Here is a 12,633-nt window from a genome sequence, read left to right on the forward strand (position 1 = left end):
GCGCCGATCGGTGCGCCTGTCCCAACGGAAGGCGAGCTCATGGCCGAGCAGACCACAGGTACAGCGACAGCTGAACCGCAGGTGACCATCGATGCGCCGCGCGCGCCGCGGAACTTCCAGGGGACGCTCTACCGCGGTAGCACCGGCATGTGGTCGTGGGTCCTGCACCGGATCACCGGTGTCGCGATCTACTTCTTCCTGCTCGTGCACATCCTCGACACCGCCCTCGTGCGCCTGTCTCCAGAGGCCTACAACGCGGTCATCGGGACCTACAAGACCCCGATCATGAACCTCGGCGAGATCGGCCTCGTGATGGCCATCGTCTTCCACGCGTTCAACGGGCTGCGGATCATCCTGATCGACTTCTGGTCCAAGGGGCCGAAGTACCAGCGCGCGATGTTCTGGATCGTCCTCGTCCTCTGGGCCGTGGCGATCGCGGGCTTCCTGCCGCGCCAGCTCATGAACCTCGTCGCCGACTTCAACTGATCAGGGGCCACCGATGACCACCGAGACCGTCGCTCCTCCTCGCAGTCCCGAGGCCGCCCGCCGCACCACCAACTGGGAGAAGTGGGGCTGGATCTACATGCGCGCCTCCGGCGTGCTCCTGGTCGTGCTGATCTTCGGCCACCTGTTCGTCAACATGGTCGCCGGCGAGGGCGTCAAGCAGATCGACTTCGCGTTCGTGGCCGGCAAGTGGGCCAACCCCTTCTGGCAGGTGTGGGACACCCTGATGCTGTGGCTCGCGCTGATCCACGGCTCGAACGGCATGCGCACCATCGTCAACGACTACGTGGCGAAGCCCGCCGTCCGGAAGACGCTGCTCGTCGCGATCCTGGTCGCGTGCGTGCTGCTCATCGTCCTCGGCACGCTCGTCTGCTGGACCTTCGACCCGTGCCCCGCCGGCGCCGCCGCCGCGGACCTGCCGTCGTTCTGCCCGGCCCAGTAGCCGCACACGCGACCGTCCGCTCCAGCTCCGCTCCCGATCGAAAGACCCCTGTGCCCGACATCACCGTCCACCACCACCAGTTCGACATCGTCATCATCGGCGCAGGAGGCGCCGGCATGCGCGCCGCGATCGAGGCCGGCCCGAAGGCCAACACCGCCGTGATCTCGAAGCTCTACCCGACGCGCTCCCACACGGGTGCGGCGCAGGGCGGCATGGCAGCGGCGCTCGCCAACGTCGAAGAGGACTCCTGGGAGTGGCACACCTTCGACACGATCAAGGGCGGCGACTACCTGGTCGACCAGGACGCCGCCGAGATCCTCGCGAAGGAGGCGATCGACGCGGTCATCGACCTCGAGAACATGGGCCTGCCGTTCAACCGCACGCCAGAGGGAAAGATCGACCAGCGCCGCTTCGGTGGCCACACCCGCGACCACGGCAAGGCCCCGGTCCGCCGTGCGTGCTACGCCGCCGACCGCACCGGCCACATGATCCTGCAGACGCTGTTCCAGAACTGCGTCAAGCTCGGCGTGAACTTCTTCAACGAGTTCTACGCGCTCGACCTCATCATGGTCGACGTCGTCGGCGAGGACGGCGTCACCCGCAAGCAGCCGGCCGGCGTCGTCGCGTTCGAGCTCTCGACCGGTGAGCTGCACGTCTTCCACGCGAAGGCGATGATCTTCGCCACCGGCGGCTTCGGCAAGATGTACAAGACCACCTCGAACGCCCACACCCTGACCGGTGACGGCGTCGGCATCGTCTGGCGCACGGGCCTGCCGCTCGAGGACATGGAGTTCTTCCAGTTCCACCCGACCGGGCTGGCCGGCCTCGGCATCCTGCTGACCGAGGGTGCCCGCGGCGAGGGCGCGATCCTCCGCAACGCGTCGGGTGAACGCTTCATGGAGCGCTACGCCCCCACGATCAAGGACCTCGCCCCACGCGACATCGTCGCCAGGTGCATGGTGCAGGAGGTGGCCGAGGGGCGCGGTGCGGGTCCGAACAAGGACTACGTGCTGCTCGACTGCACCCACCTCGGTGCCGAGGTCCTCGAGACCAAGCTCCCCGACATCACCGAGTTCGCCCGCACCTACCTCGGCGTGGACCCGGTCGTCGAACCGGTGCCCGTGATGCCGACCGCGCACTACGCCATGGGCGGCATCCCGACGAACACGAACGCCGAGGTCCTCAGCGACAACGACACCGTCGTGCCCGGCATGTACGCCGCCGGTGAGTGCGCCTGCGTCTCGGTCCACGGGTCGAACCGCCTCGGTACGAACTCGCTCCTCGACATCAACGTCTTCGGCAAGCGCTCGGGCAACAACGCCGCCGAGTGGGTCCAGACGGCCGAGTTCCTCCCCCTGCCCGAGGACCCCGCGGCGAACGTCCGCGGCATGCTCGAGCAGCTCCGCGCCTCCACCGGCACCGAGCGCGTCGCGGCGCTCCGCAAGGAGCTGCAGGAGGAGATGGACAAGAACGCCCAGGTGTTCCGCACCGACGACTCCCTGGCGCGCGTCACCGAGACCATCCACACGCTCCGCAACCGGTTCATGCACGTCTCCGTGCAGGACAAGGGCAAGCGGTTCAACACCGAGCTCCTCGAAGCCGTCGAGCTCGGGTTCCTGCTCGACCTCGCCGAGGTCGTCGTCTACTCCGCCCGGAACCGCAAGGAGTCCCGCGGCGGGCACATGCGCGACGACTTCCCGAAGCGCGACGACGAGAACTACATGAAGCACACCATGGCCTACCTGACGGGCGACCCGCACTCGTCACTCGCCGACGACCACATCACGCTCGACTGGAAGCCCGTCGTCATGACGCGCTACGAGCCGATGGAGAGGAAGTACTGATGACCGACACCCTGGTCTCCGACGCACCCCGCACCGACGCGGCCACCGCGCCTCCCGGCTCCTTCCCGGTCACCGTCATCGTCCGGCGGTTCGACCCGGACGTGGACGACGAGCCGCGCTGGCAGGACTTCGACGTCATGATGCTGCCGACCGACCGCATCCTCGACGCCCTGCACCAGATCAAGTGGGAGCAGGACGGGTCGCTGACCTTCCGGCGTTCCTGCGCGCACGGCGTGTGCGGGTCCGACGCGATGCGCATCAACGGGCGCAACCGTCTGGCGTGCAAGACCCTGATCAAGGACCTCGACGTCTCGAAGCCGATCTACGTCGAGGCCATCAAGGGCCTGCCGCTGGAGAAGGACCTCGTCGTCGACATGGAGCCCTTCTTCAAGTCGTTCCGCGACGTCCAGCCGTTCCTGCAAGCCTCGAAGGCGCCGGAGCCCGGCAAGGAGCGCGTGCAGTCGGTCGCCGACCGCGCCCGCTTCGACGACACCACGAAGTGCATCCTCTGCGCCGCGTGCACGTCGTCCTGCCCGGTGTTCTGGACCGACGGGCAGTACTTCGGCCCGGCCGCGATCGTGAACGCCCACCGGTTCATCTTCGACTCCCGTGACGACGCCGCCGACGTGCGCCTCGACATCCTGAACGACAAGGAAGGCGTCTGGCGCTGCCGCACGACCTTCAACTGCACCGACGCCTGCCCGCGTGGCATCCAGGTGACGAAGGCCATCTCGGAGGTCAAGCAGGCGATCATGCGGGGTCGGGGCTAGGTCCCGTGGCACCAGCACCGGCAGAGGTCGGCCCAGTAGGCTCCCGCTCATGACGTTCGCGGACACCCGCCCCATCCTCGACCAGCTCGGCTACACGATCCGGTACGTGCAGCTCCCTGGCGAGACCCTGCACGAGCCGCCGGTCGAGGGCGCGCTGCGCCTGGTCCCGGCCGACGGTGCGGACACCTTCGCGCTCGAGGTCGTCGACTACGGCACCGCGCGTCGACTCGCGACGGCACACGGCGAGGACGACGCCGTGGAGATGCTCCGCCGCTTCCTGAACCGTCCGTTCCCGGCACCGCGCGACCTGCCCCGGCACGAGCTCGACGGTCTCCGCGACCGCGCCGGCTCGACGTACCCGCAGCTGGCGCAGCAGGTGGGCCAGGCCGGCGAGCAGGGCCTGACGATCCAGATCCCGGCCGGTGTCCCCGTCGACCGCGTCGGTGGCCCGGACGGCTACCTGCTCCACCCGCTCGACACCCCGCTGCCCGCGCGGTCGCTCCCGCCGCACGTCGTCCAGGCACCGGAGGTCCACCGCTACGTGGTCGACCGCCCCTTCCTGGTCACGGTCCGCTTCGTGCAGCCGTGGTTCGACCAGCCCGGCGGTGCGCTGCGCTTCCAGATCGCCGACCAGTCGCTCACCGTGCGCGACCTCGTCGTCGACGGCTCGCTGGTCCGCGTCCGCGCCGTCTGAGCCGCCGCCGTCTGATCTGCCCGCGGGCGCCAGACCGCACGACGACGAAGCCGCCGCTCCCCCTCGGGGGAACGGCGGCTTCGTCGTTGCGGTGCCGGTGTCGGTGTCGGCTCAGCCGCGCTCGGGCTGGTCGAACCGCTGCCCCTCGGGCTTCGACTCGAGCAGCATGAGCACGAGCAGCACGATCGGGCCGACGACCGGGATGACCGAGAGGAACCAGAAGGGGCCGGCGAGGTTCGCGTCGTGCAGACGACGGACCGCGATGGCGATGTTCGGGATGAGGGTCGCGAGGAGCCACAGACCCAACAGGCCCACCGGGATCGCGATGAGCGGCGAGTTCGACGTCGCGTCCGCCTGGACGCCGGTCGCCGAGCTCGACGAGGTCGTGTCCCCGGTGGCGAAGATGACCGCGAGCAACACGGCGTAGAGCACGATGACGACGATCGCGTTCGCGAGCACCCACCACCAGAACTCACTGCGGCTGGCGCGACCGTCGAACCGGGCGTACTTCTTGAAGAAGCGGCCGACGGCCGTCGGGAACGCGATGCCGTACCACGGCGCCCACAGTGGCGGCTCGCCACCGGGACCGGTCGGCGCCGGCGCACCGTACTGCGGCGTGCGCCCCGGCTGCTGGTCGTACTGCCCGGGCTGCTGCCACGGCTGGCCCTGGCCCTGCGCCTGGTTCCCCTGCGGCTGGTTCCACTGCGGCGTGCCGTCGTTGCTCATCGGGTGGCCTCCGGCCGGTCGAAGCGCTGCCCCGCGGGGTTCGACGGCATCGCGCTGAGCACGACGAGGGCGATCCACCCGAGGACGGGGATGAAGACGAGCAGCCAGAACCAGCCGCTGAAGTTCGCGTCGTGCAGGCGGCGCATCTGGATCGCGATGCTCGGCAGCAGCGTGGCCAGGCCCCAGAGCCCGGACAGCGTGTTCTCGAACGTGCCGCCGCCGTACTGGTCCTTGGTGCCGGCAGCGCTGTCGAACCCGCCACCGATCAGGCTGATGACGATGGAGATGACGACGCTCCACAGGACGACCCACCAGAACTCACTCCGGCTGGCACGACCGCTGAAGGCGACGTACTTCTTGAAGAACCGGACGAACGCCTTGGGGAAGGAGATGCCGTACCACGGCGCCCACAGCGGCGGCTCGCCACCGGGGCCGGAGGACGGCTGGCCGTACGGCGGTCGGCCGTGCGGCGGCTGTCCATACGGCGGCTGCCCGCCCTGCGGTGGGCCACCGTACTGCGGCCCTCCCGGCTGCTGCCCGTACGGGTTCTGCGGTGGGTACTGGTCGCTCACGGGTTCTCCCTGTTGGTCGGCTGGTACTCGTGAGAGTCAATCAGAACCGGGGAGGACCGTGTGGCCCCCGTCAGGGGAGCAGCGCGAGCTTGCCGCCCGGGTGTCCCGACTCCAGCAGCTCAGCAGCCGCCCGCGCCTCCGACAGCGGGAACGTCCGTGCCACCGGTACCTCGAGCTGCCCGGCAGCCGCGAGGTCGATGAGCCGCTGCCGCACCGAGTCCCGGAACGCCTTGCTGTCCGGCTGCGCCCCGCCGACCGCGGCGAAGCCGTCGGCTGCCGCGCGCGCCTGCGCCGCGATGGTGACGATGCGCTCGCGGTCGGCCACGAGGGCCAGCGAGACGTCGACCGCCTCGTCGGTCCCGACGCAGTCGATGGCCACGTCGACACCGTGCGGTGCGAGGTCCCGGACCCGAGCCTCCAGGCCGTCGCCGTAGGCGACCCACTCGCCGCCGTACCGGCGCACCGTGTCGGCACCGCCTTCGGAGGCCGTGCCGATCACGCGCGTGCCGAGCAGTCGCAGCTGCTGCAGCACGCTGACGCCGACCGCGCCGGAGGCACCGTGGAGCAGGACCGTGTCCCGTCCGGAGGCCCGGGTCACGCGGATGACGTCGGCTGCGGTCGTGCCGGCCAACAGCAGGTTCGCCGCCTGCGCGTCGTCGAGGGACGCCGGCTTCGCGAACACGTCGGCTGCCGGGACGGTGATCGAGGACGTCCAGCCGCCGGAGATCCGGAACGCCAGGACCTCGTCGCCGACCGCTCCCCCGCCGGACGCGATGGTCGTGTCGGGTCCGAGTGCGCTGAGGACCCCGGCGACCTCGTACCCGATCGCCATCGGGTACGCGGACGGGTCCCCCGCTCGGGTGTGCTTCGTGTCGGCGGGGTTCATGCCGGCGGCCCGGACCGTGATCGTGACCTCGCCAGGACCCGGTGCGGGGACGTCGACGTCCACGAACGCCAGGACCTCGCTGCCACCGGCGCTGGGCGCCACCCACTGCTTCGTCATGGTCCGGACGCTACGCGCGCCAGGACAGTGCGTCATCGGGAGAGACCCAGCCGCTCCGGACGCCGTCAGACGCCAGAGCCCCGGCCGCTCGACGCGGTCGGGGCTCTGGCGTCATCAGGGCGTCAGCGTGCGAGGCGTCGCACCGCTGCGGTGCGACGACGCTGACGGAGCACCAGCAGGAACGCGCCGGCGGCGAGCATCGAGCCCGCTGCGACGATGCCGGGGACCGGGTCAGCGCCGGTGAAGGCGAGCTCGGAGGGGCCGGAACCGCCACCGGTCCCGCCGCCCGTGCCGCCGACGCCGACCGCGCCGGGCGTGGCCGAGGCACCGGGGGTCGGCACGCCGACCGTCGGCACGGCGGTGGGGACGGTGGGTGTCGGCGTGGCGGTCGGAGTCGGCGTCGGGACGACCGCCGCGGGGGTGACGACCAGGTCGAAGGACTGGACGGCGTCAGGACCGGTGCCGTTGCCGACCGTGATGGTCACCGCGGTGGTGCCCGGCGTGGTGGGCGTCCCGGAGATGACACCGGTGAGGCCGTTGATCGCCAGGCCGGCGGGCAGCGTGCCGTTCGCGGAGAACGTCGGACGCGGGAGCCCGGTCGCGGTCACGGTCACGGAGTACGGCGTCCCGGCGGTCGCTCCGTCAGGAGTGCCGGAGGTGATCGTCGGTGCGACGCTCGGCTGCGGCGTGCCCGGTGCGGCGCAGCCCGTGGGTGCGGTGATCCGGTTGGTGTCGAGCGTCACGGCGGCGGTCCGGGCGAGCAGCCGCCCGGCGATCGTCGCGCCGGTGGTGGCGGTGACGGACTGGTCGGCCAGGACCGTGCCCTGGAACTGCGCCTGGGTGCCGATGGTCGCGGAGCTGCCGACCTGCCAGAACACGTTGCAGGCGTTCGCGCCGCCGGTGATGGTGATGCGGGACATCGAGCCGATGGTCAGGGTCGAGGCGGCCTGGAAGACCCACACTGAGTCGGCGGTGCCGGCGAGGGTCAGGGCGCCGCCGTTCGCCAGCGCCAGCTCCCCGCCCCGGTAGACGCCTGGGGTCAGGCTGAGGCCGTTGAGGTCCCCGAGGCCGGACTGGCTCGGCGTGAGCGACGCGGCCACGTTGTACGCGGTCGTCGTGTCGATCTGCGCCTGGGTCGCCGGGGCGTCGGTCTGGTGGGTCTCGCCGTTCACCATGCCGTTCGGTGCGCCGCCGAACCCGGTGATGGAGGTGCCCGGCGACAGGCCGAGGTCGCCGTTGACCACGGTAGGGCCGGTGTTCGTCACGGTGCTGGCACCGAGGACGCCGTAGGTCGAGGCCGTGCCGAGGTTCACCGGCCCGTCGATGACGGTGGCTGCAGAGGCGGGGGACGCCGACCCGAGGGCCAGGACCGCGGCGAGCCCGAACCCCGTCGTGATGATCGCGATCGGACGGATGGGATGCGTGCTGGCCATGACGGCCCCTGCCTGCGATCGGGGAACACTGGCAGGCGTCGACGACCCCCACGTGCTTCCCGGTGAGCGGAGTCTCAGGCATGCGGTGCGGCGACCGGGGTACGGACGCCCAGGGATGACCCGTTCGGGGGGTCCCCCCGTTCGCGGATCGGCCCGACGGTGCGCATCGCGTCCCGGTGGTCCACGCCCGCGGAGGCGATGCCGGGTGAGCGGTCCACTACAGTCGACGCGATGCCGCACGACGAGCCCACCCTCGGTCCCGACCACCGCCTCGCCCTGGTCGTCAACCCCGTGAAGGTCGACGTCGGCCTGCTGCGGTCGACGGTCGCGGCAGCCGAGACCGAACACGGGTGGGCGCCGAGCGCCTGGTTCGAGACCGACGCCACCGATGACGGCCGCGGAGCAGCGCGTGCGGCACGGGCGTCGGGAGCCGACGTCGTGCTGGTCGCCGGTGGGGACGGCACCCTGCGGATCGTCGCCGAGGAGCTCCGCGGGTCCGGTGTCCCCGTCGCCCTCCTGCCCGCCGGCACCGGCAACCTGTACGCGCGCAACCTCCGCATCCCGCTGAACGACGTGCGCGCTTCGGTCCGTGCGGCCTTCACCGGCACGGACCGGCGGGTCGACGTGGCGCTCGCGGAGCTGACCGACGCCGAGGGGACCGTCGCACGCCACGCGTTCCTGGTGATGGCGGGCATCGGGCTCGACGCGAACATGGCGGCGAACACGAGCCCGCGGCTGAAGAAGCGGTTCGGCTGGGTGGCGTACTCGGACCCGATCATCCGGTCCGTGATCGGCAACCGGCAGATCGCGGTCCGCTACCGGCTCGACGACGCCCCCGCCAGGACGATGCAGGCGCACACCGTCATCGTCGGCAACTGCGGCACGCTGACCGCCGGGGTCCTGCTCCTGCCCGACGCCCGACCGGACGACGGCGTGCTCGACGCGGTCGCCTTCCAGCCCAAGCGCGCCATCGGATGGAGCGGTGTCGGCTACGGGCTCTCCCTGAACCGGTTCTTCCACCGCACCCGGTTCGGCCGGCTGCTCGCGTGGGTCCTGCCCAGGTCGAAGACCCTCCGCTACACGAGCGCACGGTCCTTCGACCTGGCGCTCGACGCACCGGAGCAGATCCAGCTCGACGGCGACCCGTTCGGCACGGTCACCGCCGCGCGCATCACCGTGGACCACGACGGCCTCACGATCCGCGTCCTCTGACGGCGACCGTCCCGAACAGCGGCAGCCGTAGCCACAGGCGAAGCGGCAGCCGCAGCCGCAGCGGCGGCCCTATGACGGACGGGAGGCCCGGTGCCAGCTGGCACCGAGCCTCCCGTCCGTGACGTGGGTGCGTCAGGAACGCGCGGTGTGCACCCGGTCGGTGAACGCGGCGTGCAGGGGGTGCCCGGCGTCCAGGCCCGTGATCTCGGACGCCACGTCGGCGTCCGCACGGTCGGAGGCGAGGAGCGCCTGCAGCTCGACGCTCTGCTCGTCGTCGGCGACGTCGAAGCGGAGCGCTGCGCCCATCGCGTCGAGGAGTGCGACCGGTTCGGTGCCCTCCTCGGCCAGGGCGGCTGCCGGTGAGACGAACCGCTCGTCACGGGACAGCTTGCGGAGCGGCTGGCGCCCCACGCGCGTGACGGTGTCGGGCAGGTGCGGGTTCTCGAAGCGCGCGATGATCGCGGCCACGTAGGCGCGGTGCACCTCCGGGTCGAGCTCGTGGCGACGGACGAGCAGGTCGCTCGTCTCACCGAGCACCGACTCGAGCGCGGAGCGCACGGCGGGGATCGCGATCGCGTCGGAGATCTTGTCCGCCCCGGCGAGGAAGCCGTGGTACGCGACGGTGGCGTGCCCGGTGTTCACCGTGAAGAGCTTCCGCTCGATCGACGCGGCGAGGCCGTCGACGTAGTGCGCGCCCGGGATCGCCGGCTCGGTGCCGTGGAACGGCGTCCGGTCGATGGCCCACTCGAAGTAGGTCTCGACGGTGACGTCGAGGCCGCCGCCCTCGGGCTGGGCCGGCACGATGCGGTCGACCGCGGTGTTCGCGAAGACGGCCTTGGCCAGGCTCGCGTCGCGGACGTCGGCGGGCAGGGCCTCGACGACGAACTCGCGGAGACGGTCGGTCGCGTTCAGGGCGTTCTCGCACGCCATCACGGCGATCGGAGCGGCGTCGGCGTCGCGCTGCTGCAGCGCGGCGGCGATGACCGGCGCGATGAACTTCAGGACGTTCGGTCCGACGGCGCAGGTGACGATGTCGGCCGTGGCGATCTCGGCGACGACGGCCGGCTCGTCCTGGGCGCTGTTGAGCGCACGGAAGTTCGTGACCTCGTGGTCCTGGGCTCCGGTGCCGACCTCGTGCACGGTGTACGAGTCGGCTGCTGCGAGGGCGTCGATGACCGGGGCGGCGACGTCGGCGAAGACGACCTCGTAGCCGGCCTCGTGCAGCAGGAGCCCGACGAAGCCGCGGCCGATGTTGCCGGCGCCGAAGTGGACGGCGGTGCTCACTCGTTGACCTCGCCGAGGATCGCGAGGATCGCCGCGGTGTCCGGGGCGTCCGTCAGCTTCTGGACCTCGTCCTCGTCGGAGAAGACGATCGCGATCTTCGACAGGATGTCGAGGTGCTCGTTGTTCACCCCGGCGATGCCCACCACGAAGCGGACCTCGTTGCCGTCCCAGTCGATCGGCGCCGCGTAGCGGATGAACGACAGGGCCGAGGACTTGATGGCGTCCTTGGCGTCGTTCGTGCCGTGCGGGATGGCGAGGAAGTTGCCCATGTACGTCGAGACGCTCTTCTCGCGCTCGAGCATGGCCGGGTAGTAGTCGCCCGTGACCGCACCGGCGGCCTCGAGGATCTCGGCGGCCTCCTTCATCGCCTCCGACTTGGTCGGGGCGGTGTCCTCGGTGTGGATCCGGATCTGGCTCTCCTGCAGGACGGGCATCTGTGGTTCTCCTCGGTTCGTGGATGTGGAAGAGGGGGCGGTTGCCCGCCCCCTCTCCATCGTGCACTTGCTGACTGGTCGTGGACCGGTCGGTGGATCGGGCCGCTGGCCGGACCCGGTCGGCGCTACTGGTTCTTCAGCTGGTCGACGACCTGGTCGTACTGGGGGGCGTTCATGAAGTTGCCGACCGACACGTGCTGCGCGTTCGGGTTCTTCTGCTTGGCGCGGGGGGTGAGTTCCTCCTGCGTGATGATGAGGTCCTCGTCGCCCGACAGGTTCGCGATGGCCTTGTTGACGACGGTGACGCCCTCGATGCCGGCCTTCTTGATCTTGTTGCGGAGGACGCTGGCACCCATGGCGCTCGAGCCCATGCCGGCGTCGCAGGCGAAGACGACGTTCTCGACGCGCGTCGCCGTGGCGGTACCGGAACCGACGCCACCGAAGGCGGCCTCGGTCTCCTCGTCGTTGCGGGGCGCGTTGTTGCCGAGCAGGCCCGAGGTCGCGGCGTTCACGTCGCGGCCCTTGTTCGCCTGGAGCTTGGCCATCGCGGCGCTCATGTCACCGGCGTTGCCGGCGGCGAGGTCGCGCTTGCGGGTGGCGATGAGGAAGAAGGACGCGACGGCGAAGGACACCGCGGCCGACAGGATCACCGAGAGGATGACGCCGAGGAAGCTGTTGCGCTCCGTGGCACCGAGCACCGCGAAGATCGAGCCGGGCGACGCCGGGGCGACGAGGCCGGACTTGAAGGCGACGTTCGTGGCGACACCGGTCGCACCACCGAGGATGACGGCGATGAACAGGATCGGCTTCTGCAGCACGTACGGGAAGTAGATCTCGTGGATGCCGCCGAAGAACTGGATGATGATCGCGCCGGGAGCGGTCGAGCGGGCGATGCCGACACCGAAGAAGGTGAAGGCGAGCAGGATGCCCAGGCCGGGGCCGGGGTTCGCCTCGAGCAGGAACAGGATGCTCTTGCCGGACTCCTGGACCTGCTGCGCACCGAGCTGGTCGAGCACGCCGTGGTTGATCGCGTTGTTAAGGAAGAAGACCTTGGCGGGCTCGATGATGATGCTCGCGACGGGCAGCAGCGAGTGCTGCACGAGGAAGTTCACGGCGTCGCCGAGGCCCTCCGCGATGAGCTTGAACAGCGGGGCGAGCCAGAAGAAGCCGATCATCGCGAGCGCGAAGCCGAGGATGCCGGCCGCGTAGTTGTTCACGAGCATCTCGAAGCCGGGCTTGATCTTGCCGTCCCAGATGCGGTCGACCTGCTTGATCAGGTAGGCGCCGAGGGGGCCACAGATCATCGCGCCGAGGATCATCGTCGTGCCGCTGGCACCGATGATGACGCCCATGGTCATGATCGACCCGACGACGGCGCCGCGGGTCTCGTAGACCATCCGGCCACCCTGGATCGCGATCGCGAGCGGGATGAGGTAGGTCAGGATCGGGCCGACGAGTCCGACGTTCGCCACGCCGTTCGTCTCACCGAAGCCGCCGAGGATGCCCACGGGCGTCCAGCCGGTCTCGATGAAGAAGGCGGTGATGATGCCCCACGCGATGAAGATCGCGATGTTGGGCATGACCATGCCGGAGAGGAACGTGCCGAACTTCTGAACGGCGACGCGTGCGCCACCCCGCGACTGGGCGGGGGCGTCTGGCGCTGCAACGGACGACGTTGTCATGTGCGGTGACTTTCTGTGTGGTGGTGCTGCTGC

13 protein-coding genes are annotated in these 12,633 nt (G+C 70.3%); 6 read left to right on the forward strand and 7 right to left on the reverse strand.

All coding sequences use genetic code 11. From position 1 onward, the window contains the following. The first annotated feature begins 39 nt into the window (after positions 1-39). The 5 genes from sdhC to OXR63_RS07085 are packed head-to-tail and all read left to right on the forward strand — an operon-like array spanning position 40 to position 4,254. Complete coding sequence (gene sdhC / locus OXR63_RS07065; protein WP_267421318.1) at positions 40-486, forward strand: succinate dehydrogenase, cytochrome b556 subunit; 447 nt, start codon at positions 40-42, stop codon at positions 484-486. Between the two features lie 13 nt (positions 487-499). After that, on the forward strand, positions 500-946 hold the full coding sequence (sdhD, locus tag OXR63_RS07070) for a succinate dehydrogenase, hydrophobic membrane anchor protein (protein WP_071271610.1): 447 nt from the start codon (positions 500-502) through the stop codon (positions 944-946). A gap of 50 nt (positions 947-996) precedes the next feature. Then, the gene (gene sdhA / locus OXR63_RS07075; RefSeq protein WP_267421329.1) at positions 997-2,790 is read left to right on the forward strand and encodes a succinate dehydrogenase flavoprotein subunit; all 1,794 of its coding nucleotides are present in this window, start codon (positions 997-999) and stop codon (positions 2,788-2,790) included. After that, positions 2,790-3,560: a succinate dehydrogenase iron-sulfur subunit gene (locus OXR63_RS07080; protein ID WP_267421332.1), complete on the forward strand. Its 771-nt coding sequence runs from the start codon at positions 2,790-2,792 to the stop codon at positions 3,558-3,560. Before sdhA ends, OXR63_RS07080 begins: the two co-directional genes overlap by 1 nt. Before the next feature lie 49 nt (positions 3,561-3,609). Continuing rightward, positions 3,610-4,254: a TNT domain-containing protein gene (locus OXR63_RS07085; RefSeq protein WP_267421335.1), complete on the forward strand. Its 645-nt coding sequence runs from the start codon at positions 3,610-3,612 to the stop codon at positions 4,252-4,254. A gap of 111 nt (positions 4,255-4,365) precedes the next feature. Here OXR63_RS07085 and OXR63_RS07090 read toward each other — a convergent pair whose 3' ends face one another. From OXR63_RS07090 to OXR63_RS07105, 4 genes are all read right to left on the reverse strand, one after another. Continuing rightward, on the reverse strand, positions 4,366-4,980 hold the full coding sequence (locus tag OXR63_RS07090; protein ID WP_267421337.1) for a DUF805 domain-containing protein: 615 nt from the start codon (positions 4,978-4,980) through the stop codon (positions 4,366-4,368). After that, a complete protein-coding gene (locus OXR63_RS07095) occupies positions 4,977-5,552 on the reverse strand; it encodes a DUF805 domain-containing protein (RefSeq protein WP_267421339.1) in 576 nt (191 codons plus the stop codon). The genes OXR63_RS07090 and OXR63_RS07095 overlap by 4 nt, the downstream gene beginning before the upstream one ends. Before the next feature lie 70 nt (positions 5,553-5,622). After that, on the reverse strand, positions 5,623-6,555 hold the full coding sequence (locus OXR63_RS07100) for an NADP-dependent oxidoreductase (protein WP_267421341.1): 933 nt from the start codon (positions 6,553-6,555) through the stop codon (positions 5,623-5,625). A 122-nt stretch (positions 6,556-6,677) separates the two neighbouring features. Then, positions 6,678-7,988 (reverse strand): ice-binding family protein, encoded by a 1,311-nt coding sequence (locus OXR63_RS07105; protein ID WP_267421343.1) that lies wholly within the window; start codon positions 7,986-7,988, stop codon positions 6,678-6,680. A gap of 231 nt (positions 7,989-8,219) precedes the next feature. Between OXR63_RS07105 and OXR63_RS07110 the strand changes: the two genes are divergently transcribed. Next, entirely contained in the window at positions 8,220-9,200 is a 981-nt protein-coding gene (locus OXR63_RS07110) for a diacylglycerol/lipid kinase family protein (RefSeq protein ID WP_267421345.1), read from the forward strand. Between the two features lie 132 nt (positions 9,201-9,332). Here the strand turns inward: OXR63_RS07110 and OXR63_RS07115 are convergent, their stop codons facing one another. The 3 genes from OXR63_RS07115 to OXR63_RS07125 form a co-directional block, all read right to left on the reverse strand. After that, positions 9,333-10,484: a mannitol-1-phosphate 5-dehydrogenase gene (locus tag OXR63_RS07115; protein WP_267421346.1), complete on the reverse strand. Its 1,152-nt coding sequence runs from the start codon at positions 10,482-10,484 to the stop codon at positions 9,333-9,335. Further along, positions 10,481-10,918, reverse strand: a complete 438-nt coding sequence (locus OXR63_RS07120; protein WP_194662079.1) for a PTS sugar transporter subunit IIA — start codon at positions 10,916-10,918, stop codon at positions 10,481-10,483. Before OXR63_RS07120 ends, OXR63_RS07115 begins: the two co-directional genes overlap by 4 nt. 125 nt (positions 10,919-11,043) lie before the next feature. After that, positions 11,044-12,600, reverse strand: a complete 1,557-nt coding sequence (locus OXR63_RS07125) for a PTS mannitol transporter subunit IICB (RefSeq protein ID WP_267421351.1) — start codon at positions 12,598-12,600, stop codon at positions 11,044-11,046. Positions 12,601-12,633 lie beyond the last annotated feature (33 nt).

This window comes from Curtobacterium sp. GC_Cur_3 (assembly GCF_026544205.1).
GTDB lineage: Bacteria > Actinomycetota > Actinomycetes > Actinomycetales > Microbacteriaceae > Curtobacterium.